Source organism: Roseomonas sp. HF4 (assembly GCF_005222755.1).
Classification (GTDB): Bacteria; Pseudomonadota; Alphaproteobacteria; order Acetobacterales; family Acetobacteraceae; genus Neoroseomonas.
This window is the reverse complement of sequence record NZ_STGD01000002.1, coordinates 103,234-125,601: the sequence shown is the minus strand read 5'-3', so window position 1 is coordinate 125,601 and position 22,368 is coordinate 103,234. Positions and strand designations below refer to the sequence as shown.

The following is a 22,368-nucleotide window of genomic DNA, read 5'->3' as shown; positions in this document are numbered from 1 at the left end:
GCCGATGAACAACGACCTGCTGATCGTCCTGGCCCTGCTTGGCGCCGCCATCGCGATGTTCGTGGCGAACCGCCCGCGCATGGACGTCGTCGGTGTGCTCATGATCGTGGCCCTGCCGCTGACCGGCGTGCTCACGATCAACGAGGCCCTGGCCGGCTTCTCGGATTCGGTCGTCGTGCTGCTCGCGGCGCTGTTCATCATCGGGGATTCGCTCGTGCGCACCGGCGCTGCGCAACGCGTTGGCGACCTCATCAGCGCGCGCGCCGGCGGCAGCCCCACGCGGCTCATGATCATGATGATGGTGGCGCCGGCGATCCTCGGCGCCTTCATGAGCTCGACCGCCGTGGTCGCGATCTTCATCCCGATCGGGCTGCGCATCTGTCGCTCTCTGGACCTGGCCCCGAGCCAGCTCATGATGCCCCTCTCGGTCGCGGCGCTGATCAGCGGCATGATGACGCTGGTCGCGACGGCGCCGAACCTCGTCGTCAGTGCCGAGCTAGTGCGCCAGGGGCACGAGCCCTTCGCCTTCTTCGCCTTCACGCCCTTCGGCGTGCCGATCCTGGCGCTGGCGGTGGCCTACATGCTCTTCGCGCGACGCATGCTGCCCGACCGGCGCGTGACCGCGGGCCGCCGCCGCCCGGCGCCGAGCCTTGCGGAGTGGGTCGCCAAGTACAGCCTCGAGGGGCGGATCTGTCGCGTGCGCGTGACGGCGGGATCCGACCTGGTGGGCCGCTTGCCGGAGGGGGAGGGGCTGCGACGGGAGGGGGTGAGCCTTCTCGCGATCGAACGCCGGGGCAGGCTCGCGACCGAAATCGTCAAGCCGGCGCCGGGCATCGAGATCCTGGCGGGCGATGTCCTGCTGATCGACGTGCGCGCCAGCACTGCGCGGATCGAGGAGCTTCTCGTCCTCCACGCGGCCGAGATGCTGCCGATCGAGGGCGGCGTCTTCTCCGCCATCCCGTCGCAGGAGATCGGCATGGTCGAGGCGCTGGTTCCGCCCGACTCGCCCCTGATCGGCAGCACCGTGCTCGAGGCGCGGATACGCAGCGAGCATGGGCTCACCGTCGTCGGGCTGCGCCACGGCAACAGGGTTGCAGGACCCGAACTGCTGGAGGAGAAGCTGAAGGCCGGCGACACGCTGCTGCTGACGGGGTTCTGGTCGGACATAAGGCGCCTCGGGGCGGATGGGCACGAGCTGGTCGTGCTCAACCTGCCGGCCGAACATGCGGAGATCCTTCCCGCGGCCGGCCGCGCGCCCTTCGCCGCGAGTATCCTGGGGCTGTTCGTCGTCACCATCGTTGCCGGATGGCTGCCGACCGTCCATGCGGCGCTGATCGCCTGCCTGCTGCTCGGCCTGACGCGCTGCATCGACCTGAACAGCGCCTACGCCGCGATCTCGTGGAAAAGCCTCCTGCTGATCGTCGGCATGCTGCCCTTCGCCATCGCGTTGCAGCGGACTGGCGGCGTCGACCTGGCGGCGGAGTTCGTGGTCTCGGTGGCCGGGGAGGCAGCGCCGCGCGTCCTCCTCGCGATCATCTTCGTCGTCACGGCGCTGCTCGGGCTCTTTATATCGAACACAGCGACGGCGGTGCTGATGGCGCCGGTCTCGCTGGCAATCGCGCAGGATATCGGCGCCTCGCCCTATCCGTTCGCTATGGTGGTCGCGCTCGCGGCCTCGACCGCCTTCATCACGCCCATCGCCTCCCCGGTGAACACGCTCGTGGTCGGTCCCGGCAACTACAGCTTCGTGGATTTCGTGAAGGTCGGCGTGCCCTTCACCGTGGTGGTCCTGGCCATCGCCGTGCTGCTGGTGCCGATCATCCTGCCGCCCTGATTCGCGCGGTCAGTCCTCCCGCAGCCGCCCGCCCTCGATGCGCAGCGTCCTGTCGTGGAACCGGGCCACGGCCGGGCGATGCGCGATCGAGACGATGGCCGTGCCCGGCAGCGCGGCCTTGAGGCGTGCATAGAGCCGTTCCTCGGCCTCGGGGTCGAGGCTCGCCGTCGCCTCGTCGAGGAACAGCCAGTCGGGCTTCAGGAGCAGGGCGCGGGCCAGCGCGAGCCGCTGCTGTTCCCCGCCCGACAGGCGCTGCGCCCAGGCGCCGGCCTCCTGCAGACGCGGCACGAGATGCGGCAGTTCCGCCGCCTCCAGCGCGGCGGCCGCCTCGGCGTCGGTGAAGCCGGCTGCGTCCTCGGGGTAGCAGACGGCGCGCTTCAGCGTCCCCAGCGGCAAATAGGGCCGCTGCGGCAGGAACAGGGCGCGGCCCGTGGCCGGCAGGTCAACACGCCCCGCGCCGAACGGCCAGATGCCCGCGATGGCCCGGAACAGCGTCGACTTGCCGAGGCCCGAGGCGCCGGTGAGGACCACCGACTGCCCGGGCGCCACCTCGGCCGCGGCACCTTCGATCAGCAGGCGGCCATCGGGCAGCGCCAAGGTCACGTCGCGCAGTGCGAGGCCTGGCGCCGTGCCGGGGGCCGCGACCGGCCCGGCCTCGGCCGTCCGTGCGCGGCGGACCGCGGCGGCAAAGCCCGTCAGGCGCTCGACCGTCGCGCGCCATGCGGTCAGCCGCGCGTAGGATTCGACGATCCAGGACAGCGCCCCCTGCACCTGCCCGAAGGCGGAGGACGTCTGGATCAGCCCGCCGAGCGGGATGCGCCCGGCGAAATAGGCAGGCGCCGCGACGACGATCGGGAAGACCACCGCGACCTGGCCGTAGCCCGCGGTGAAGAAGGTCAGGCGCTTGGTGGCCGTCATGATCCCGCGCCAGTTCGCGACCAGCGCGCCGAAGCGCTCGGTCAGCCCGCGCCGCTCGTCGGCCTCCCCGCCATGCAGCGCGATGCCCTCGGCGTTCTCGCGGAAGCGCACCAGCGCGTAGCGGAAATCGGCCTCGACCTTCTGTTGCAGGAAGTTCAGCCCGATCAGCGGCCGACCGATCAGATGCGCGAGCCAGGTGCCGAGCGCGGCATAGAGCAGCGCGACCCAGACCATGTAGCCCGGGATCTCGACGCCCAGCACGCTGAGCGGCCCCGAGAGCGACCAGAGCACCACGACGAAGGAGGCGAGCGTGACCACGGCATTCATCAGCCCGAGGCCGAGCGCCAGCGTGTCGTCCACGAACATCCGCACATCCTCGGCGATGCGCTGGTCGGGGTTGTCCGTCGCCTGGTCGGTCAGCGACATGCGGTAATAGGCGCGCTTATCCAGCCACTGCGCCAGGTAGACCTCGGTCAGCCAGCGCCGCCAGCGGATCTCGAGCGCCTGGCGGAGATAGAGCTGGTAGACCGCGATCAGAATGTAGAGCAGCGCGATGACGGCGAAGCCGGGCAGCAGCCCTTCGTCCGCGGTGCGGTGCCAGGTGAACAGCAGGGCGGCGAAGCCCTCGGGGTCCTTCGCCTCCAGCGTGTTGTAGAAGGCGCGCTGCCAGTAGGTCAGCAGCACCGTCATGCCGACCAGCGAGAGGTTCAGCGCGACGACGAGCGCGAGGAGCCCGCGCGCGGCCCAGCGCTCCTCGCTCGACCAATAGGGGCGCGCCAATGCCCAGGCATCGCGCAGGAAGGGGCCGATGCGGCGCATGGCGCGGTCCCTCAGCGCTGGCGCAGCCGGTCCTCGAAGGCCACGAGCCAGGCCATCACCCGCGCCCGGTTGGCGCCGAGGTCCGACCAGCCCAGCAGGCTGCGCGAATAGAGCCAGAGGCCGGTGCCGTCGCCGATGGGCGCGACCTCGGCCACCACGATGTCGGGGTAGTTCATCAGCCGCGTCCGAGCGACCCATTGCGCCTGCCGGCGTTCGGGGTACTCGGCCAGGGCGAAGGTGCGCGGCTGCGCGGCCGCGGTCGCGCGGATCGCGGCGAAGGCTTCGTCCGCCGTCACGGGGAAGGGGTCGTGGTGAAGGTGCCCCGCGCCCGGCGCCGTGCTCGGCGTCAGCAGGCAGGTGTTGGGGGAGGGCGGCAGCGCGAGCGTCGCGAAGTCGACCGGCGCGGCGGGCGGCACGCCGGCGGCGCCGCGGGAGAACAGCAATCCGAGCATCAGCGGGTCCTCAGGCGGATGACGCCGCGAATCTCCGTCGCCGGATCCACGGGCTTCCCCTTGCGCAGGATATCGATCCGGCCCTCGCGCGCCAGCACGGTGGCTTCCCGGCGGATTCGGGCCATCAGCGGGCGCCAGTCCTCGGGCGAGAGTGCGCGCGCGACCTCGGACGGGCAGATGCTCCTGTCAGCGCCGCGTTCGGCGGTGAGCGCCAGGATGGCGTCGCGGATCGCGGGCTCGCTCATGGCGCGACCCAGCTTGCGGCGAGCCGCCCCGCAGCATCCCAGGCGAAGCGCGCGCGGCGATGCCCCGCATGGGCGAGCAGCAGCCAGTCCAGGCTGTCCATCCGGAGCACGAGCACGGCGAAGTTGTCGCGGGCGGTGCCGACCTCGGCCGGCGAGGCCGGGGGCGCCGCGACCTCGGCGCCGGGTGGGTGTTCGGTCGCGTAGGTCAGGCGCGACATCGCCCGGCTCGCGGTCCAGGCCTCGTCCGCCACGGCATCGTCCAGGTGCAGCGTCGCCTTGGCGCCGAGGCGCAGCTGCACGCGGGCGCCGGCGTCGTAGCCGTGCAGCATGACGCGCGGCTCGGTCAGGACCTCGGCGGCCTTGGCGCTGCGCCGGTCGGTGTGGATGCGCAGGCGCCGCGCCGCGGGGTCGAAGGCACGCAGCACGACGGTGCGCAGGTTGGGCGTGCCGTCCGTGCCGCGCGTCGCCAGCGTCGGCGTATGGAAGGGGCTCCGCCGGTCGGCGACGCCGCGCGCGAGCAGCGCGAAGGCCTGCGCCAGAGCGCCCTCCGGCGTCGCGGGTGGGGCGGGGGCGGTCATGGCGCCAAGAGAGCGGCCAGTGCCGCGCCGCTGTCCCAGGCCGCCTCCGCGCGGCCGGCCAGGCACCAATCCCCCGCCAGCCCGATCCGCGACCCGGCATCCCAGAGGCAGGGCGCACCGAGCGGCGCCTCCAGCAGCGAATAGCGCCAGCGATGCGCCGCCGCCCAGGCCGGCGCGGGCAGTGGCACACGCGCGAGGCCCGCGAGTTCGGCCAGCAGCGGCGCGACGACCTCGGCGGCCGGGCGCTCGAGATTGGCGCGGGTCCAGGCCGGCCCCGCCTGCACGACCCAGCATCCGGCGCCGGCATCACGCCCCGGCTTGGCGGAGTCCCGCGCCGCCCAGCCGATGGCGTGGCCCTCGGGCCGCAGCGTATCGGGCAGCGGCAGCGGCGCGTCGAAATGCGCCATGACGGTCCAGCAGGGGGCGTAGCGGACGGGGGCGAGCGCGGCGCCGAAGGCAGGCAGGAGCGCTGCCGCCTGCGGCGCCGGCAGGGCGACGAGCACGGCGGAGAATGGGCCGTCCTCGACGGGCGCCGTTACCGGCAGGGGCGCGCCGGGCCTGGCCTCCTTCGCGTCCCAGTGGCGGATGGTCCAGGCGCCGGGGCGGCCCCTGACCTCGCCGACATGGCGCCCGGCCGTGAGCGGCAGGGCGCCGAGCAGTGCGCGCGGCAGCGCCGACATGCCGGGCATCCCGACCCGGCGTTCCGCATCCGGCCAGGGCTGCGCGCCGGCCTCGGCCAGAGCGGCGGCGAAGCCGGGGCCGGCGGCGCGCAGGTACTGCGCCCCGTGGTCGAACTGCAGGCGCTGCCCGCCATGCTCGGCCCGCCGCGTCGCGAGGCGCCCGCCCGCGGCGCGGCCCTTGTCGAACAGGCGCACGGCATGGCCGCGCGCGGCAAGGCTGCGGGCGGCCGAGATGCCGGCGAGCCCGGCGCCGATGATGGCGATGCAGTCGGTCATGCCCGCGGGTATGGCGTGATCCTGGCCGCGCGCAAGCCCGCCGGCCGTCCAGGCCGACGGGCCGGCCGCGGATCAGGTTGTCGCGCGCTCAACGCGCGGGCCCTGTCCGGGCAGGGCGGCGATCTCCCGGATGATCTTGCGCCGCACCGCGCCGGCGAAGCTCGCATAGCCCTCGGCCACCATGAGGAAGGCGCCGGGGCCGCCGATCACCTGGTCGCGGAAGTATTCGTCGACCGGCGGCAGTCCCGCGAGCAGCACGGAGGGCTGCGGCGTGCGGTCCAGCACCGCGAGCCCGTTCAGCACGATGCCCTGCTCCAGTGCCTCGTCGCGCGCGGCGGCGAGCGGCCGCCCGGAATTGTTCACCCCGTCGCCGGAGATGTCGACGACGCGGCGCAGCCCCTCGAACCGTTCCCCGAAGCGCCGCGCGGCGAAGTCGATGGCGCCCGAGATCGACGTGTAGAGATGCGTCTCCCGCGGGGCGGCGTCCAGCGCGGCTGCGAAGCCCTCGCAGGCTGCCGCGCCGTCGAGGCGCGTCCAGGGCACGAGCGTCCGCTGGTAGTTCCAGTCCGACCAGGTGAAGAGCGTGACGGCGATGGCGCCGAGCGGGCCGCCGGCGATGCCCTCGGCCAGGCGGGGATCGCGGAAGGCGGTGGCGTAGCCCTGCATCTGCATCTCCATCTCCTCGGCATCGACGGAGCGCGAGACATCGACGGCGAGGACGAGCTCGACATCGACCTCCTGCACCGCGCGGGCGGGGCGTCCGGCGAGCAGCGCGGGCGTGGCGAGCGTCGTGGCAAGAAGGAGGCGGCGGGACAGGGGACGCGGCATGGAACCCTCCTGGATGGGGGCCATGCGTCCGGCGGTCTGTCCTTCCCTGACGCCGTCGTGACCGAGGGCGCAAGGAGAACAATCGCAGAACTTTGTGCTGCGTCGCAACAGAAATCTTCGCTTGGCAGGCGCCCCGGGGATCACCCGGGGCAGTGCCGCCGGCCGGCGCGACGTCAGGCCGCGAAGGGGTCCCGTGCGCCGAGCGTGCTGAAGCTGCCCGCAGGCTTCAGCTCGGCCAGGGTCTGGTCGATCGAATGCGCGTCGCCGCCGGTGCGCGGGCTTTCGAGCGGAACCACGCGCCCGAGCCAGTTGCCGACCATGCCGGTGTGGTTGATTGGGTCGTTGCGAACCTTCAGGCAGGTGATGCGCGGGCGGTTCCGGAGATAGGCGGACTCGACGCCGGTGACGCGCGTGACGGCGGGGGCCGAGATTCCGACCGCATCCACGCCCATCCGCGCCGCGACGCATTGTGCGATGCCGCCGCCGAGCGAATGGCCGGTGATGTAGAGCCGGTCGCCCCGGCCCATGACGGCGCGGGCATTGCGCACCAGGTCCTCGGCGCAGGCGATCTGGTGCCAGAGCACGGCGGTGCCGGCCAGCGCCACCAGCGGGCTCACGATGGTCGAGAGGCCGCCGCCGAAGCCGGCATCGGCGACGAGGTCCGCGCCGCCGGTGTCGGTCGGCTGCGTGCCGGCCACCGCCACCACCCAGTCGAGCCCGCCGCCATTCGCGGCGCGGTAGATGGCGCCCTGGAAGCCGGACATTCGCTGGTCGGTCTCGCCGAAGCGCGCGTAGGCGCCGACGGCGCTGGCCTGGATGTCATAGGCGGCGACGCAAAGGGCGGCGAAGCTGCGGAAGGGGATGAAGGCGGGCATGGCTCGGATAGCTCGTCGCTGCGGGTTGATCGCTGCGCGCGAGATTGCCGCATCCCGCCGCGACCGTCAGTGAAGCCTTTCGGACCGCGTCAGAACCCGCCGCCGGCCGCGAGCCAGGCCGCTTCCGCCGCGGTGCTCTCGCGCCCGAGCGCCGCGTTGCGGTGCGGGAAGCGGCCGAAGCGGGCGATCACGGCGCGGTGCCGCCAGGCGTAGTCGATCGTGCCCCCGGGCCTGGCGTGCGCGGGGTCGTCGCGCAGCCCCTCGAACAGCGCGACCGAGAGGTCCTGGTCGGCCATCGATTCCGAGTGCTCGAAGGGGAGGTAGAGGAAGGCGCGCTGCGTCGGCGTGAGGACGCGGTCGAAGCGCCGGGCGAGGACCGCGTCGCGCGCGATGTCGCGCATCAGCGGGTCGGCCGCGAAGGCCTCGGCGGCGCCGCGGTAGAGGTTGCGCGGGAACTGGTCGAGCAGGATGGCGAGCGCGAGCGCGCCCTCGGCCGTGTCCGCCCAGCCCGAATGGGCGCCGGTGCGCGCTGCGGCGACGTCGGCGCCGAAGCGGTCCCGGATGGCGGCGTCGAAGGTATCGTCGCGCTTGAACCAGGCTTCGCGCCAGGCATCGGGGCCGTCGGCGAACCAGAAGGCCAGCACATCCTGCGGTGTCGTCATGTGAGCGCCCTCTCCAGCAGTCGGACGGAATGCAGCGCCTCGCGGCCGGCGAGGTCGGCGATCTGGTGACGGCAGGAGGTGCCGTCGGCGACGATGAAGGCGCCAGGCGCCGCGGCGCGCACTGCCGGCAGCAGCGCGAGTTCCGCCATCGCCTTCGAGGCCCCGAGCGTTTCCGCCTGGTAGCCGAACGCGCCCGCCATGCCGCAGCAGGACGATGCGATGGGTGTCACCTTCAGCCCTGGGATGCGCCTGAGCAGGGCCACCGCGGGGGTGAAGGCGCCGAAGGCCTTCTGGTGGCAATGGCCGTGGATATGGGCCTCGGCCTCCAGCGGCTTCAGCGGCAGCACCGCCTTCTCGCGGTCGAGGAACTCCGACAGCAGGAAGGCGCGGGCGGCCAGGGCGCGCGCGGGCTCGCCCGGCAGCAGCGCGAGGAATTCGTCGCGGAGCGTGGTGAGCGAGGAAGGCTCGATTCCGATGACCGGGGAGGTGAAGGCGGACAGCGCCTCCAGCGTCCGCCGCGCCTCGGCGCGCGCCTTCTCGACCAGCCCGGCGGCGAGCAGCGTGCGCCCTTCGTCGAGCGGCCGGGCGCCGCGCGGCGGCCGGGCCACGGCTGGGTCGTAACCGGCGGCGCGCAGCACGCGGATGGCGGCGCGCAGGTTCTCCGGCTCGAAATAGCGGTTGAAGGCGTCGGGCAGCAGGATGACCTCGCCCGCGCGGCCATCGGGCGCGCGCAGTTCGGCGTCGTGGAAGGCTCCCCAGGCGAAGCGCGGCAGCGACCGTTCGGCGGCGAGGCCGAGCACGCGTTCCGACAGCGCGGCGAGGCCCGGGATGCTGTCGCGCGCATTGGCGACCGGCGGCAGCAGCGAGGCGAAGCGCGCCCAGCGCGGCAGTGTCGCGACGATCCGGTCCCGCCAGGAGATGCCGTGCGCCTTGGCGCGCGCTGCCAGCACCTCGATCTTCATGCGCGCCATGTCGACGCCGGTCGGGCATTCGCGCTTGCAGCCCTTGCAGGAGACGCAGAGCGCCATCGCCGCGGCCACCTCATCCGAGGCGAGGGCGCCCGCGCCCAACTGGCCGGTCAGCGCCAGGCGCAGCGTGTTGGCGCGCCCGCGCGTGAGGTGCTGCTCGTCCCGCGTCGCGCGCCAGGACGGGCACATGACGTTCGCGTCGAACTTCCGGCAGGTGCCGTTGTTGTTGCACATCTCGACCGCGCCGAGCAGGCCGCCGAGGGGCCCCGGGTGCTCGGACCAGTCGAGCACCGGCGTGACCTGCGGGTCCGCCGCATAGCCGGGCGCGTAGCGGAACAGGGAACGGTCATCCATCCGCGGCGCGCGCACGACGCGCCCCGGGTTCATAAGGGCCGCCGGGTCAAAGGCGTCCTTCACCGCCTCGAAGGCGCGGGCGATTCGGGGGCCGAACATCGTCTCGTTGAATTCGGACCGCACGATGCCGTCGCCGTGCTCGCCGGAATGGCTGCCCTTGTATTCGCGCACGAGCGCGAAGCATTCCTCGGCGATGGCGCGCATCTTCCGCACGTCCTCGCCGTCCTTCATGTTCAAAACGGGGCGGACATGCAGGCAGCCGACCGAGGCATGCGCGTACCAGGTGCCCTTGGTGCCGTGCCTCGCGAACACGTCGTTCAGCTTTTCGGTGTAGTCGGCGAGGTCGGGGAGCGCCACGGCGCAATCCTCGATGAAGGACACCGGCTTCCCGTCGCCCTTCATGGACATCATGATGTTGAGCCCGGCCTCGCGGACCTCGGCGATCGCGGCCTGGAAGCCGGCGTCGGTCGCGCGCACCACCGCGCCGGGGAAGCCGAGGTCGGCCATCATCTCCTCCAGCCGGTCCAGCGCCTGCAGAAGGGGCGCGTCGTCGTGGCCGTGGAATTCGACGATCAGCAGGCTGTCCGGCTCGCCCTTCAACATCCGGTCGATGGTGGCGCGGTAGATCGGGATGGAACGGCCGAGGTCGATCATCGTCCGGTCCACCAGCTCCACCGCCTCCGGGTCCAGCGTGACCAGGTGCTGGGACGCCGCCATGGCGGCGCGGAAGGTGGGGAACTGGCAGATGCCGAGCGCCTTGCGCGGCTTGATCGGCCACAGTTTCAGGTCGAGCGCGGCGGAGAAGGCCAGCGTGCCTTCGGAGCCAACCAGGAGGCGCGCGAGGTTGCCACGGCCCTCGGCGCGGGCGGCCGGTGTCAGACTCTCGATGTTGTAGCCGCCGACGCGGCGCAACTGGTTCGGGAAGCGGGCGGCGATCTCCTCCGCTTCCCGCGCGCCGAGGGCGCGCAGGCGCTGGATGAGGTCGGCAGTCGTTGCGGGAACGTCGCCGCCGAGGTTGTCGGGCAGGTCGGCGAAGGTGAAGCGGGAGCCGTCGGCCAGCAGCGCGTCGATGGCGGTGACGTTGTCGGCCATCAGGCCGTAGCGGATGGATTTCGACCCGCAGGAATTGTTCCCCGCCATGCCGCCGATCGTGCAGCGCTGCCAGGTGGAGGGATCGACCGGGAAGAACAGGCCGTGCGGCTTCAGCGCGTCGTTCAGCGCGCCCAGCGTGATGCCGGGCTGTACGCGCGCGCGCTGCGCCGCCGGGTCGACCTCGATGACGTCGCGCAGGTACTTCGTGCAGTCCAGCACCAGCGCACGGTTCACCGTCTGCCCACACTGGCTGGTGCCGCCGCCACGCGGCAGCACAGGGATGCCGTCCTCCCGGCACAGTGCCATGGCCGCCTGCACGTCCTCGATCGAGCGGGGGACCAGCACGCCGTGTGGCTCGACCTGGTAGATCGAGGCGTCCGTCGCATAGCGCCCGCGGTCGGCGGCGGCGAACAGCACCTCGCCCCGCGTCTCTCGCCGCAGGCGGGCGGCGAGGCGGCTGTCCCCGAGGGTCGGGCGGGTGCTGGTGACGACATTCATGCGGCGCGGTCCCGAGGCTGGCGACGCGCCGAGCCTACCGCCCGCGCGCGTGGTCCACGAATGGATACTCCTGATGGATCGCACAAGCCGAACTCATTGGCGCGGCGCGGTGCTTCGGGGCATGAAGCGCCCCGAGAGAGAGGGAACCGCCCCATGGCCTATTTCCAGTCCAAGCCCGTCGCCGGCCGTCATTTCCTGCAGATCCCTGGCCCGACCAACGTGCCGGACCGGGTCCTGCGCGCCATGGACAACCCGACGATGGACCATCGCGGGCCGGATTTCGGCCGGTTCGGCACGCAGCTGCTGGAGAAGGTGCGGCACGCCTTCAAGACGCAGTCGCATGTCATCATCTACCCGGCCTCGGGCACCGGGGCGTGGGAAGCGGCGCTCGCCAATACGCTCTCGCCAGGCGACCGGGTCCTGATGTGCGAGACCGGCTGGTTCGCGCATCTCTGGCAGGAGATGGCCGACCGGCTCGGCATCGTGACCGACCTGGTGAAGACCGACTGGCGCCGCGGCGCCGACGTGGCGCAGATCGAGGCCCGCCTGCGCGACGACAAGGCGCATGCCATCAAGGCGGTCTGCGTGGTGCACAACGAGACCTCGACCGGCTGCACCTCGCGCGTCGACGAGGTCCGCCGCGCCATCGACGCCGCGGGGCACCCGGCGCTGCTGCTGGTGGACACCATCTCCTCGCTCGGCTCGATCGACTACCGCCACGACGAATGGGGCGTGGATGTCACCGTGGCCGGGTCCCAGAAGGGGCTGATGCTGCCGCCGGGGCTGTCCTTCAACGCGATCTCCGCCAAGGCGCTGAAGGCAAGCGAGACCGCCAGGCTGCCGCGGTCCTTCTGGGACTGGAAGCCGATGCTGGCGGCCAACGCCACCGGCTATTTCCCGTACACGCCGGCGACCAACCTGCTCTATGGCCTCGACGCCGCCGTCGACATGCTGCTGGAGGAAGGGCTGGACAACGTCTTCGCCCGCCATGACCGCCACGCGGAAGCCACGCGCCGCGCCGTGCGGCACTGGGGCTTCGAGATCCAGTGCGCGGATCCGCGGCACTATTCCTCCGCGCTGACCGCGGTGCGCCTGCCCGAGGGCCACAGCGCGAACGCGCTGCGCGCGACGATCCTGGAACGGCACAACATGTCGCTCGGCAACGGCCTCGGGCAGCTCAACGACCGCGTGTTCCGCATCGGCCACCTCGGCGATTTCGGCGACCTGCAGCTGGTCGGCACGCTGGGCGGGGTCGAGATGGGGCTGCGAGCGGCCGGCGTGCCATACAAGGCGGGCGGCGTCCTGGCGGCGATGGAGTACCTTTCGGGCAATGCCTGAGCGGAACCTGGCCCTGGGCGGCCCCTGAAGGCACCGGGGCAGGGGCGTCCGTCCCGCCCGCCGCGCCGTCCCCGGGCGGGGCGGCGTCGCCCGTCGGTATCGTCGGCGCTCTCACGCGCATGTCATCGGCCGCCGGCAGCCGGCAAGGCGCATGATGCCTCCACCGCGGCCGGCCCATGGCCGCGGACGTGGGAGGACGACCAATGACTGCCATCGCACCGCTGTCGCGGCGCGGCTTCGTTGCCGCCGCCGCATCCCTCGCTGCCGCGCCTGCCGTCGCGCAGCGATCCTACGGGCCCGGCGCACCGCCCACGCGCTACCCCGACCCGGACATCGTCGCCCTCGACCCGCGGCGCTTCTCGGCCCGGCTCGGCAATACGTCGATCCGGCGGCTGCACACCGGCATGGGCTGGGCCGAAGGGCCGGCCTGGCATGCCACCGGCCGCTTCCTGATCTGGTCGGACATCCCGAACGACGAATGCCTGCGCGTGACCGAGGAGGACCTGCGCACCTCCCGTCGCTTCCGCAGCCCCGCCGGCTATTCGAACGGCAATACCTTCGACCGCGAGGGGCGGCAGATCGCCTTCCGCCACTTCCACCGCGACGTCGTGCGCTACGAGCCCCACGGCAATGTCACGGTGCTCGCCGCGCGCGGCCCGGACGGGCCCTTCAACGCGCCCAATGACGGCGTCGTGCACCCGGCCGACGGCGCGCTGTGGTTCACCGACCCCGGATATGGCGGGCTGATGGACTACGAGGGCAACCGCGTGCCTGAATCATCCGCCAGCCCGCGCCCCTTCATCAAGGAGGCAATCTACCGGATCGACGCCGCGACAGGCCAGGTGGCGAAGGTGGCCGACCAGCCGTTCAAGCCGAACGGGCTCTGCTTCTCGCCCGACTACCGGATCCTCTATGTCGCGGACACCGGGAAGAGCCACTACGAGCAGGCGCGCAGCATCATCTGGGCCTTCGACGTGGACGGGGCGCGCCTGACCAATCCGCGCGCCTTCGCCGACATGACCATGGACGGCAAGACCGGCTTCGCCGACGGCATCCGCTGCGACGAGGCCGGCAACGTCTGGGCCGGCGCCGGCTGGGTAGGCGATGGCTATGACGGGGTGCACGTGTTCGCCCCGGACGGCGCGCGCATCGGGCTGATCAGGCTGCCCGAGATCTGCTCCAACGTCTGCTTCGGCGGCACGCGGCGCAACCGGCTGTTCATGACGGCCAGCCAGTCGCTCTACATGGTGCCGGTCGAGACCCGCGGCGCCCATTTCTGCTGAGCCGGCCCATAAACCCTGCGCGCGGCGGACCCGGATCGCTTCGGCATCCGGGTTCGCCATGGCCGGCGGGCGGCGCCCGTCCGCCGCATCCTACCGCGCGAAGCCGGGCTGCATCTCGACGAAGCGGGTTCGGCTTCAGGAGGCAAGGCGCCGGGCGAGCCAGGCGCTCGCTTCCGCGATGGCGCGGTCGGCGGCGGCCACATGCCCGGCCGCGCGCAGGAAGCCGTGCAGCACGCCGGGGAAGGTCGTCGCCTCCACCGCGACGCCGGCTTCGCGCAGGCGGGCTTCCATCGCGGCATTCTCGGCGGCCAGCACGTCGAGTTCCGCGACATGCAGCAGGCAGGGCGGCAGGCCGCGCAGGTCGGCGCGGAGCGGCGCGGCCAGCGGGTGCAGCCGGTCCGCCTCCCGCGGCGCGTAGCAGCGCCAGTAGAAGTCCATCTTCTCCTGCGTCAGCGTGTGGCCGGTGCCGAAGTCTCGATAGGACGCCGTGTCGGTGCGGGAATCGAAGACGCCGTAGTTCAGCAGCAGCCCGCGCAGCGCCAGCGCCGGGTCCGTCTCGCGCAGCAGCAGCGCCGTGGCCACGGCCAGGTTGCCCCCGGCCGAATCGCCGCCCACCACGATGCGGGAGGTGTCGAGGCCCCATTCGGCCCCGTGCGCCGCCACCCAGCGCACCACCGCCGCGCATTCCTCGAGCGCCTGGGGGAAGGGCGCCTCGGGACTCAGCGCGTAGTCGGGGCCGACGACCGCGCAATTCGCGGCCATGGCATAGCCCCGCATGATGTGGTCGTGCGTGTCCACGCTGCCCCAGACCCACCCGCCGCCATGGATATAGACCATGACGGGCAGGGGGCCGGTCGTGGTCGGCCGGTGGACGCGGCAGAGCAGCCGGCGACCGCGGACGGACAGCCAGCGATCGGTGCTCTCGGCCATGCGCGGCCCGCCGGCGGCGAGCGTCAACCCCGGACCGTCATTCGCGGCGCGCGCCGCATCCATCGGCCCCGTCATGTCGACGGGCGGGAAGGCGCGGGCGCGGTCTTCCATCATCGCCGTGAAGGCGCGCATCTCGGGGTCCCAGCGGTCCTGACTCATGCATCGCTCCCTGTGCAGGGCCGCAGTGGAAGCCCGGCGGGGCGCGACGGCAAGGGGGTGGCGCGGGCGCGGGGCCGCTGGCACCTTGAGGTGGTTGCGGGATGGGGATGCGAGCGTCATGCTGCACCGCACAATGCCGGATGCCTTCATCCAGCCCGCGCGCGCCGGGGGCTTCCGCGACCGGGCGCTGCTCCGCCCGGAGAGCGTCGTACTGCTGCTCGACGCGGCGAGTGCCGAGGCGCCGGTCCTCGCGCGCAACCTGGCCGGCGGGGGCTTCCGCGGGCGCCTCATGGCCGTGGGCGGCGAGCCCGCGGGGTTCGAGCCGGCTGCGAGCATCGCGGAGCTCCCGGTCGCGCCCGACCTCGCGGTGCTCTGCCTGCCGGCGGCGCGGCTGCCGGCGGCGATGCGGGACCTCGCGGCGCGGGGCTGCCACGCGGCCGTTGTGCCGGGCGCGGCGCCCGACCTCGGCGTGATCGCGGCCGAGACGGGCGTGCGCGCGCTCGGCCAGGGGTCCTTCGGCGTGGCGGTTCCCGCGATCGGCCTCAACGCGACGCTGAGCCACATCGCCCCCGCCGCGGGGCGGCTGGCGCTGGTCACGCAATCCTCGGCCATCGCGCGAACCGTGCTCGACTGGGCGGCGGCGGAAAGCGTCGGCTTCAGCCATGTCGTCGGCATCGGCGGCAACCAGGACTACGGCTTCGCCGGCGTGCTTGACTGGCTGGCGCGGGATGCCGGGACGGCGGCGATCCTGCTTGACCTCCGGCGGATCAAGAACCGGCGCATGTTCGTCTCGGCCGCCCGGGCCGCGGCGCGCACCCGGCCGGTGGTCGCGATCCGCGCCGGGGGGCGCCTGGCCGATGGCAGCGGCCTGGCGGACGAGGTGATGGAGGCGGCGCTCCGCCGCGCGGGTGTGCTGCGCGTCGCGGGGCTCGAGGCCTTCCTCGTGGCCGCCGAGACACTTGCGCTGACGCGGCGGAGCCTGCGACGCACCGGGCCGGGCGACCGGATCGCGGTTGTGACGGACGGCATCGGGCTCGGCGCGCTCGCCGCCGATGCGGTCCTGGCCGGCGGCGGGCGGCTCGCCGAACTGGGGAACCCGGGGCTCGCCGCCATCGCGCTCGGCCTGCCGGAGGGCTGGAGCGGCCGCAATCCACTGGCGCTCGGCCCGTCGGGGGCAGCCCGGCTCGGGGAGGCTGCCGCCATGGTCGCGGCCCTGCCGGAGGTCGACACCGTTGTCGCGCTGCATGCCCCGATGGCCGACGCCGACCCCGACCTCGTGCGGGAAGGCCTGGCTGCCGCGGTCGCGGCGAGCCGCGGCGCGCCCATCCTGGTCGGCTGGCCCGGGCAGGCGACGGCGGGCCCGCAGCGGGCGCGCCTCGCCGCCGCGGGCGTGCCGGTGTTCGACACGCCCGAGGCCGCTGTGCGCGGCGCGCTGCACCTGGCCGATGACCGGCGCAACCGGGCTGTCGCGGCGGAACTGCCGGCCCGGGACGTGCTCGATCTCGCGCCCGACAGGGTGACTGTCGCGGCGCTGCTGGCCCGGCTGCGGGCGCAGGGCCGGCACGACCTCACGGAGGAGGAGGCGCTCGCGGTGCTCGCCGCCTATGGCGTGCCGACGGTGCCGGGTCGCGCCGTCCCCGGTCCCGAGGAAGCGGGGGCCGCCGCCGCCATGCTCGGTTTTCCGATCGTCCTCAAGATCCTGAGCCCGGATCTTCCGCGCAAGACGGAGGTGGGCGGCGTCGTGCTCGGCCTCGCATCGGCCGCCGCTGTGCGGGAGGCCGCGGCGGCGATGGCGGCGCGCATCGCGGCGGCGCGGCCTGATGCGCGCCTGTCGGGCTTCCTGGTGCAGCGCCAGGCGGGGCGGGGCCAGGAATTGCGGCTGCGCCTCGGCGAGGATGCGATGTTCGGCCCCTGGATCGGCTTCGGCCGCGGTGGCACGGCGGCGGACATCGACCCCGACGAGGGCTTCGACCTGCCGCCGTTGAACCTCACCCTGGCGCGGGCGTTGATCGGGCGGACGCGCACGGCGCGGCTTCTCGCGGGGTGGCGTGACCTGGCGCCGGCGAATGTCCCGGCGATCGCGGATGCGCTGGTGCGGCTGTCGCAAATCGCGGTCGACTTCCCCGAGATCGAATGCTGCAATATCAACCCCTTGCTGGCGGATTCCGAAGGTGTCCTCGCTCTTGATGCCGCCGTCAGGATGCGGCCGGAGGGGCAGCGGGCGTTGCTCGCCATCCCGCCCTATCCGGCTGAGCTCGCGCGCCCCTGGCGCGGGCGGGACGGCCGACAGGTGATGGTGCGCCCGATCCGCCCCGAGGACGCCGCGGCCCATGCCGAGTTCTTCGCGCGCCTGACGCCGGAGGACATCCGATATCGCTTCTTCTCGGCGCTGGCGGAACTCAGCCCTGCGCAGATCGCGCGGATGACGCAGATCGACTACGACCGGGAGATCGCCTTCGTGGCGGTCGAGGCGGTCCCCGGCGCGCCGGACCGCACGGTCGGCGTCTCGCGCCTGATCCGGGAGCCCGGCGGGGCGGAGGCGGAATTCGCGGTCATCGTCGAGGCGTCGTGGAAGGGCCAGGGCCTCGCGCGGCACCTGATGGAGCGCCTGTTCGAATGGGGGCAGGAGGTCGGCGTGCGCGAGGTCGTCGGCTCGGTGCTGGCCGACAACGCCCCGATGCTGGGCTTCGTCAGGGCGCTCGGCTTCCGGGTGCGGGCCAGCGCCGAGGATGCCGAGGTGATGGAAGCGCGGCGCGGGCTGTGACGCGGACGGCGCCCCTGGAATCGTTATATATATAGAAAAATCATTGTCTTGAACGGCCAGCCTGAAATTCGATCCAAGCTGCCGGCCTGTGGATCCTCCCTGGCTTCACGCCAAGGGCGATGGTCGCCGACCGGCGGCTGTCCCCGGGACGCGCCCGGGCGGGGCCGCGCCGCCCTCAGGCGACCGGCACCTCCTCCAGGATGGCGCGGACCCGTGCGGCCGCCTCGCTGCCCTTGAGCGCCTCCCGCCACGCGGTCTCGGCCACGCGCTGGTGGGTGCCGATCGCCTCGTCGGCCGAGGTGATGAAGGATACGCCGGCTGCCGCCGCGGGATGGGTGTCCGGCGGGAAGGCGCTGCCGACGACATGGGCGCGCTCGCGCCCGCGCAGCACCGCGAAGGGGCCGGAGGGCTCGACGCCCGCGATCAGGCCGAGCTGCAGGCCGATCGGCACGCTTTCCATCTGGTCGGCGATGGCCTGGACCTCAGCCCGGGCGGCGAGGCGGCAGCGCGTGCGCGCACGCTCCGAGAGCGAGAGGCCGGGCGCCACGCCGTCGGCGAGCATCCGGCGCAGAGAGCCCTCGCCCAGGATGGCGGTGATGTTGGGCTTGCGCGCCTGCTGCAGGCGCTTCCGCGCGGTCAGCAGACCGAGCATCTGCTCGACCTGCGTGCGCGCGAGCAGACGGTCGGGCGCGGCTTCCGCCGCTTCGGTCCAGGCTTCGCCGATGGCGCCGTCGAAGGCGTCGGTGGTCACGGGGTAGCAGAGCGCACCGCCCACCTGCAGTACCTGGTCGGACTGCTCCTCGACCTGGCGGAGGCGTTCCTGGAAGGCGGCGGGGCGGGCGAAATACTCGACGCCGATGCCGAGCAACGACAGTGGCGAGATCTTCAGCAGTTCCGCGAGCCGGCGGATGGTGTCGAGCTTGATCACCTCCCCCTTCTCGTAACGGTAGAGGGCCGCGCGCGACACGCCGAGGCGGGCGGCGATTTCCTCCGCCCGCAATCCCGATTCCAGGCGGTAGGCCCGCAATTGCTGACCGATTTCCGCAAACCGCATCTCACCCTCCGGACACGAAGCCCGTATCAGGATAAGCGATAACGCATCGGTTTTCGAGACACTATTCCGCAGCCTCCATCGGGCGGGGCCGGGTGCCGCGCCCGGGATATGCTCAGCTGTCCTCGGCCACCTTGTGCGCCGCCAGCGTCTCGAGCGCCTTGACCAGCCCCGAATGGTCGAGATCGGCCCCGCCCGCCGCCGCGACGGCCGCGAACAATTGCTGCGTGGAGGCGGTGTTGGGAAGCGCCACGCCGAGGTCCCGCCCGGCCTGTAGCGCCAGGTTCAGGTCCTTCTGGTGCAGCCGGATGCGGAAGCCGGGCGCGAAGGTGCGCTTGATCATGCGCTCCCCGTGCAGTTCCAGGATGCGGGAGGTGGCAAGTCCGCCCATCAGCGCCTGGCGTACCTTGGCCGGATCGGCGCCGGCCTTGGAGGCGAAGGTCAGCGCCTCGGCCACCGCCTCGATCGTCAGCGCGACGATGATCTGGTTGGCGACCTTGCAAGTCTGCCCGGCGCCGACCGGCCCGACCAGGGTGATGTTCTTGCCCATCGCCTCGAACAGGGGCTTCGCGCGGGCGAAGGCGGCCTCGGTGCCGCCGCACATGATGGTCAGGGTGGCCTGCTTCGCGCCGACCTCGCCGCCCGAGACGGGGGCATCGACGTAGTCGGCCCCCCTTGCCGCGAGCTTCTCGGCGAAGCCCTTGGTCGCGGTCGGGCTGATCGAGGACATGTCGATCACGAGGGCGCCGGGCTTCACGCCCTCGGCCACGCCCCGGGCGCCGAACAGCACCGCCTCAACGTCGGGGGTGTCGGGCACCATAAGAATGACGGCCTCGGCGCCGGCCGCAGCCGCGGCGGCGTCCGGGGCGACGGCGAAATTCGCCCGGTCCTCGGCCGTCAGGCTCGCGCGCTCGACCACGGTGATGTCGTGGCCTGCGACCTTCAGGTGTCCGGCCATCGGACGGCCCATGATGCCGAGGCCGATGAAGGCGATCTTCATGCGTTTCTCTCCGAAGCGGCGCGTGGTGCGTGCGGCGGGCCGACGGGCCGCCGCCGCGAGACATAGCCGAGGAGCGCGGCGCCGAACATGCCGCAGCCGGGCGGCGACGCGATGCGGGGAAAGTTAGGGCGTGCATCGCGACCATCCCAATGGTAGAAAAACCATGGAGGATGATCCAAAAAATGAGCGTCATTCCTTTCTGCGTCGTGTCGCGGCGGTCGTGCCTCCGCGGGGTGGCGCTGGCCGCGGCGTTGCTCGGCGCCCCGGCGATGGCGTCTGCGCAGGACAGTTTCGTGCGGTACCAGGACCCGGCGACCGGGCGGCCGGTGCTGTCGGTGCTCGGCACCGGCCTCGGACTTCCCTTTGCCAGCCTGACCGTAGAACTCGCATGCCCCCGGCCGGACGCCTGGACGATCGCGGTGAAGGGCGTCCGCGCGCCCGACGGCACGGCAGTGGCCTTCGGCTTCGGCGACCCCGCCGGCGGCTGGGCGGAGGTGCGCGTCGTTCCGGCCGGCTACCACGACCGGAGCATCAGCCTCAGCCTCGACCGGGCGGCCTTCCGGGTGGCGCTCGCGCAGGCGCGGGCCGATTACCCCGACGCCCGGGACGCCGAGGCGCGGCTCGTCATCGGTGAGGCGGTCGGCGTCTCGGTCGGCCGCGATGCGCTGGTGCGGGAGATGACCGATTTCGCCCGCGCCTGCGATGCGCCCCGCCGCCCGGCCCTGGCGCGCCGGGCCGGCTGAGGCGGTCGCGTCAGCCCCGCCAGGGCTGGAACCAGCCGAGCCCCGCCGCCGTCTCGCCTGCCGGGCGGTACTCGCAGCCGATCCAGCCCCGGAAGCCGAGCGCGTCGATCCGCTCGAACACGAAGGGCCAGTTGACCTCGCCCGTGCCGGGCTCGTTGCGGCCCGGATTGTCGGCCACCTGCATGTGCGCGATCAGCGGCAGGTGCTTTTCGACGCGCTTCACGAGGTCCCCCTCGGTGATCTGGCAGTGATAGAGGTCGAACTGCATGCCGACCTTCTCGGGCCCGACCGCCCGGATGACGGCGGCCGCCTGGTCGGTGGTGTTCAGGAAGAAGCCCGGGATGTCGCGGTGGTTGATGGGCTCGATCACCGGCTTCACGCCCGCCCTGCCGCATTCCTCCGCTGCCCACGCCAGGTTCGCGCCGTAGGTCGCGGTCAGCGTGTCGTGCGGCACGCCCGCCGCGGGCACGACCCCCGCCATGACGTGCAGCCGCGGGCAGGACAGCGCCGCGCAGTAGTCGAGCGCGCGCAGGATGGCGTCGCGGAATTCCTGCTGCCGGCCGGGCAGGGCGGCCATGCCGCGTTCCCCGGCCGCCCAGTCGCCCGGCGGCGCATTGAACAGCACCTGCGACAGGCCGTTGTCCTTGAGCCGGGTGGCGATATCCGCGGCGGGGAAGTCGTAGGGAAACAGGAATTCGACCGCCTTGAAGCCGGCATCCGCGGCCAGCGCGAAGCGGTCGAGGAACGGGGCCTCATTGAACATCATCGAGAGGTTCGCGGCGAAGCGCGGCATTCCGGCATGTCCCCTGTGGCCTGAGGCGCCGAGGCTAGATCGGCAGGCGCCTGGCCGCCAGCCCGGCCTCGCCACCCGCGGGCGCTTGCGGCAGGATGCCTGCCATGGCCCTGCAAACCCAGCGCGCCGCCCGCCTGGTCGGCCTCGCCGCGCTGGCGGCGCTCGCCGTCGCCTGCCTCCTGGTGCTCCGACCCTTCATCTCGGCCCTGCTCTGGGCGGCGATCCTGGCGTTCTCGACCTGGCCGGTCTTCGCCGTCCTGCGCGATCGGGCAGGCATCCGCCCGTCCTGGGCGGCCGGGCTGATGGTGCTCGCGATGTTCCTGCTCGTGGGGCTGCCGATCGTGCTGGCTGCGCCGACCCGGCGCGGGGAGGTGGAGGCGCTCAGCGCCTCGATCGAGCGCCTGCTGGTGGGCGGCCTGCCTGGGCTTGGCGCCTGGCTCGCGTCGCTGCCCGTGGTCGGGCCCTACGTCATGGCCTGGATCGGCGAAGGGGAGTTCGACCTCCTCGGCGTCGCGGGGCTGTTGCGGCCCTATGCGGGGACCATCACGCAGCACACGGTGGCGGTGCTGCTGGCGGTGCTCTCGGGGCTGGCGGAACTGCTGCTCGCGATCCTGCTGGCCTTCTTCTTCTACCGCGACGGGCCAGCCATGGCGGAACGCCTGAAGGCGCTGATGGGGCGCCTCGGCGGCGACACGGGCACGCGCATGCTGCGCCTGACCGCGGACGTGACGCGGGGCGTGGTCTGGGGGCTGATCGGCACGGCCGTCGCGCAGGGCATCCTGACCGGGATCGGACTCAGCATTGCCGGTGTGCCGCAGGCCGGGCTGCTGGCCGTGGTGACGGGGGTCATCTCGATCTTCCCGGTCGGCGCGCCGCTCATCTGGATCCCCGCGACCCTCTGGCTGTTCACCCAGGGGGAGACGGGGTGGGGGATCTTCATGGCGCTCTATGGCGGGCTGGTCATCTCCTCGGTCGACAACTTCATCCGCCCCTGGGCCATCGCGCGGGGGGCGGACCTGCCCCTGCTGCTCACGCTGCTGGGCGCGCTCGGGGGCGTCTTCGCCTTCGGCTTCCTCGGCCTCTTCCTCGGCCCGGTGGTGCTGGCGGTGGGCTACACGCTGATGCTGGAATTCGCCGGCGCCGTCGCCGGGGACGCGCAAACCCCTTCCCCGCCGCCGCCGGCCGCCCTATAGGCGCCGATGGCCGGGAGCCGCCATGGCGGCGGGGC

Annotated in this window: 19 protein-coding genes; 6 read left to right on the top strand and 13 right to left on the bottom strand. The window is 72.7% G+C overall.

All coding sequences use genetic code 11. The features are described 5' to 3' along the window. Nucleotides 1-4: 4 nt before the first annotated feature. On the top strand, nucleotides 5-1,834 hold the full coding sequence (locus E8M80_RS03545; protein ID WP_137124285.1) for an SLC13 family permease: 1,830 nt from the start codon (nucleotides 5-7) through the stop codon (nucleotides 1,832-1,834). 9 nt (nucleotides 1,835-1,843) lie between these two features. Here E8M80_RS03545 and E8M80_RS03540 read toward each other — a convergent pair whose 3' ends face one another. From E8M80_RS03540 to E8M80_RS03500, 9 genes are all read right to left on the bottom strand, one after another. Then, a complete protein-coding gene (locus E8M80_RS03540; RefSeq protein WP_137124284.1) occupies nucleotides 1,844-3,571 on the bottom strand; it encodes an ABC transporter ATP-binding protein/permease in 1,728 nt (575 codons plus the stop codon). A gap of 11 nt (nucleotides 3,572-3,582) precedes the next feature. Then, nucleotides 3,583-4,023 (bottom strand): DUF1499 domain-containing protein, encoded by a 441-nt coding sequence (locus tag E8M80_RS03535; RefSeq protein ID WP_137124283.1) that lies wholly within the window; start codon nucleotides 4,021-4,023, stop codon nucleotides 3,583-3,585. Further along, complete coding sequence (locus E8M80_RS03530; RefSeq protein ID WP_137124282.1) at nucleotides 4,023-4,268, bottom strand: DUF3253 domain-containing protein; 246 nt, start codon at nucleotides 4,266-4,268, stop codon at nucleotides 4,023-4,025. The genes E8M80_RS03535 and E8M80_RS03530 overlap by 1 nt, the downstream gene beginning before the upstream one ends. Continuing rightward, the gene (locus E8M80_RS03525) at nucleotides 4,265-4,846 is read right to left on the bottom strand and encodes a pyridoxamine 5'-phosphate oxidase family protein (protein WP_137124281.1); all 582 of its coding nucleotides are present in this window, start codon (nucleotides 4,844-4,846) and stop codon (nucleotides 4,265-4,267) included. The genes E8M80_RS03530 and E8M80_RS03525 overlap by 4 nt, the downstream gene beginning before the upstream one ends. After that, nucleotides 4,843-5,802, bottom strand: a complete 960-nt coding sequence (locus E8M80_RS03520; RefSeq protein ID WP_137124280.1) for an NAD(P)/FAD-dependent oxidoreductase — start codon at nucleotides 5,800-5,802, stop codon at nucleotides 4,843-4,845. The genes E8M80_RS03525 and E8M80_RS03520 overlap by 4 nt, the downstream gene beginning before the upstream one ends. Before the next feature lie 72 nt (nucleotides 5,803-5,874). Next, a complete protein-coding gene (locus tag E8M80_RS03515) occupies nucleotides 5,875-6,630 on the bottom strand; it encodes a DUF1194 domain-containing protein (RefSeq protein WP_137124279.1) in 756 nt (251 codons plus the stop codon). Nucleotides 6,631-6,803: 173 nt separating this feature from the next. Beyond that, on the bottom strand, nucleotides 6,804-7,505 hold the full coding sequence (locus E8M80_RS03510; RefSeq protein WP_137124278.1) for a hypothetical protein: 702 nt from the start codon (nucleotides 7,503-7,505) through the stop codon (nucleotides 6,804-6,806). 89 nt (nucleotides 7,506-7,594) lie between these two features. After that, nucleotides 7,595-8,167, bottom strand: coding sequence for a DUF924 family protein (locus tag E8M80_RS03505; protein ID WP_137124277.1), 573 nt, complete (start codon nucleotides 8,165-8,167; stop codon nucleotides 7,595-7,597). Continuing rightward, the gene (locus tag E8M80_RS03500) at nucleotides 8,164-11,079 is read right to left on the bottom strand and encodes an FAD-binding and (Fe-S)-binding domain-containing protein (RefSeq protein ID WP_137124276.1); all 2,916 of its coding nucleotides are present in this window, start codon (nucleotides 11,077-11,079) and stop codon (nucleotides 8,164-8,166) included. The genes E8M80_RS03505 and E8M80_RS03500 overlap by 4 nt, the downstream gene beginning before the upstream one ends. Before the next feature lie 153 nt (nucleotides 11,080-11,232). Between E8M80_RS03500 and E8M80_RS03495 the strand changes: the two genes are divergently transcribed. Both E8M80_RS03495 and E8M80_RS03490 read left to right on the top strand, forming a co-directional pair. Further along, nucleotides 11,233-12,417: an alanine--glyoxylate aminotransferase family protein gene (locus E8M80_RS03495; protein ID WP_137124275.1), complete on the top strand. Its 1,185-nt coding sequence runs from the start codon at nucleotides 11,233-11,235 to the stop codon at nucleotides 12,415-12,417. A gap of 203 nt (nucleotides 12,418-12,620) precedes the next feature. Beyond that, nucleotides 12,621-13,700, top strand: coding sequence for an SMP-30/gluconolactonase/LRE family protein (locus E8M80_RS03490; RefSeq protein ID WP_137124274.1), 1,080 nt, complete (start codon nucleotides 12,621-12,623; stop codon nucleotides 13,698-13,700). 135 nt (nucleotides 13,701-13,835) lie between these two features. On the opposite strand, the gene E8M80_RS03485 is transcribed toward E8M80_RS03490, so the two are convergent. Continuing rightward, nucleotides 13,836-14,789, bottom strand: a complete 954-nt coding sequence (locus E8M80_RS03485; RefSeq protein ID WP_137124273.1) for an alpha/beta hydrolase — start codon at nucleotides 14,787-14,789, stop codon at nucleotides 13,836-13,838. 118 nt (nucleotides 14,790-14,907) lie between these two features. Between E8M80_RS03485 and E8M80_RS03480 the strand changes: the two genes are divergently transcribed. Further along, entirely contained in the window at nucleotides 14,908-17,553 is a 2,646-nt protein-coding gene (locus E8M80_RS03480) for a GNAT family N-acetyltransferase (protein ID WP_240789873.1), read from the top strand. 175 nt (nucleotides 17,554-17,728) lie between these two features. Here E8M80_RS03480 and E8M80_RS03475 read toward each other — a convergent pair whose 3' ends face one another. Next, on the bottom strand, nucleotides 17,729-18,607 hold the full coding sequence (locus E8M80_RS03475; protein WP_137124272.1) for a helix-turn-helix domain-containing protein: 879 nt from the start codon (nucleotides 18,605-18,607) through the stop codon (nucleotides 17,729-17,731). A 112-nt stretch (nucleotides 18,608-18,719) separates the two neighbouring features. Continuing rightward, nucleotides 18,720-19,604, bottom strand: a complete 885-nt coding sequence (locus E8M80_RS03470; RefSeq protein ID WP_137124271.1) for a 2-hydroxy-3-oxopropionate reductase — start codon at nucleotides 19,602-19,604, stop codon at nucleotides 18,720-18,722. 182 nt (nucleotides 19,605-19,786) lie between these two features. Here E8M80_RS03470 and E8M80_RS03465 point away from each other — a divergent pair, with 182 nt between their 5' ends. Beyond that, on the top strand, nucleotides 19,787-20,347 hold the full coding sequence (locus E8M80_RS03465) for a hypothetical protein (protein WP_137124270.1): 561 nt from the start codon (nucleotides 19,787-19,789) through the stop codon (nucleotides 20,345-20,347). Nucleotides 20,348-20,357: 10 nt separating this feature from the next. Here E8M80_RS03465 and otnI read toward each other — a convergent pair whose 3' ends face one another. Continuing rightward, the gene (gene otnI / locus E8M80_RS03460; RefSeq protein WP_137124269.1) at nucleotides 20,358-21,140 is read right to left on the bottom strand and encodes a 2-oxo-tetronate isomerase; all 783 of its coding nucleotides are present in this window, start codon (nucleotides 21,138-21,140) and stop codon (nucleotides 20,358-20,360) included. A 104-nt stretch (nucleotides 21,141-21,244) separates the two neighbouring features. Here otnI and E8M80_RS03455 point away from each other — a divergent pair, with 104 nt between their 5' ends. Then, nucleotides 21,245-22,333, top strand: coding sequence for an AI-2E family transporter (locus E8M80_RS03455; RefSeq protein WP_240789872.1), 1,089 nt, complete (start codon nucleotides 21,245-21,247; stop codon nucleotides 22,331-22,333). Nucleotides 22,334-22,368: the final 35 nt, after the last annotated feature.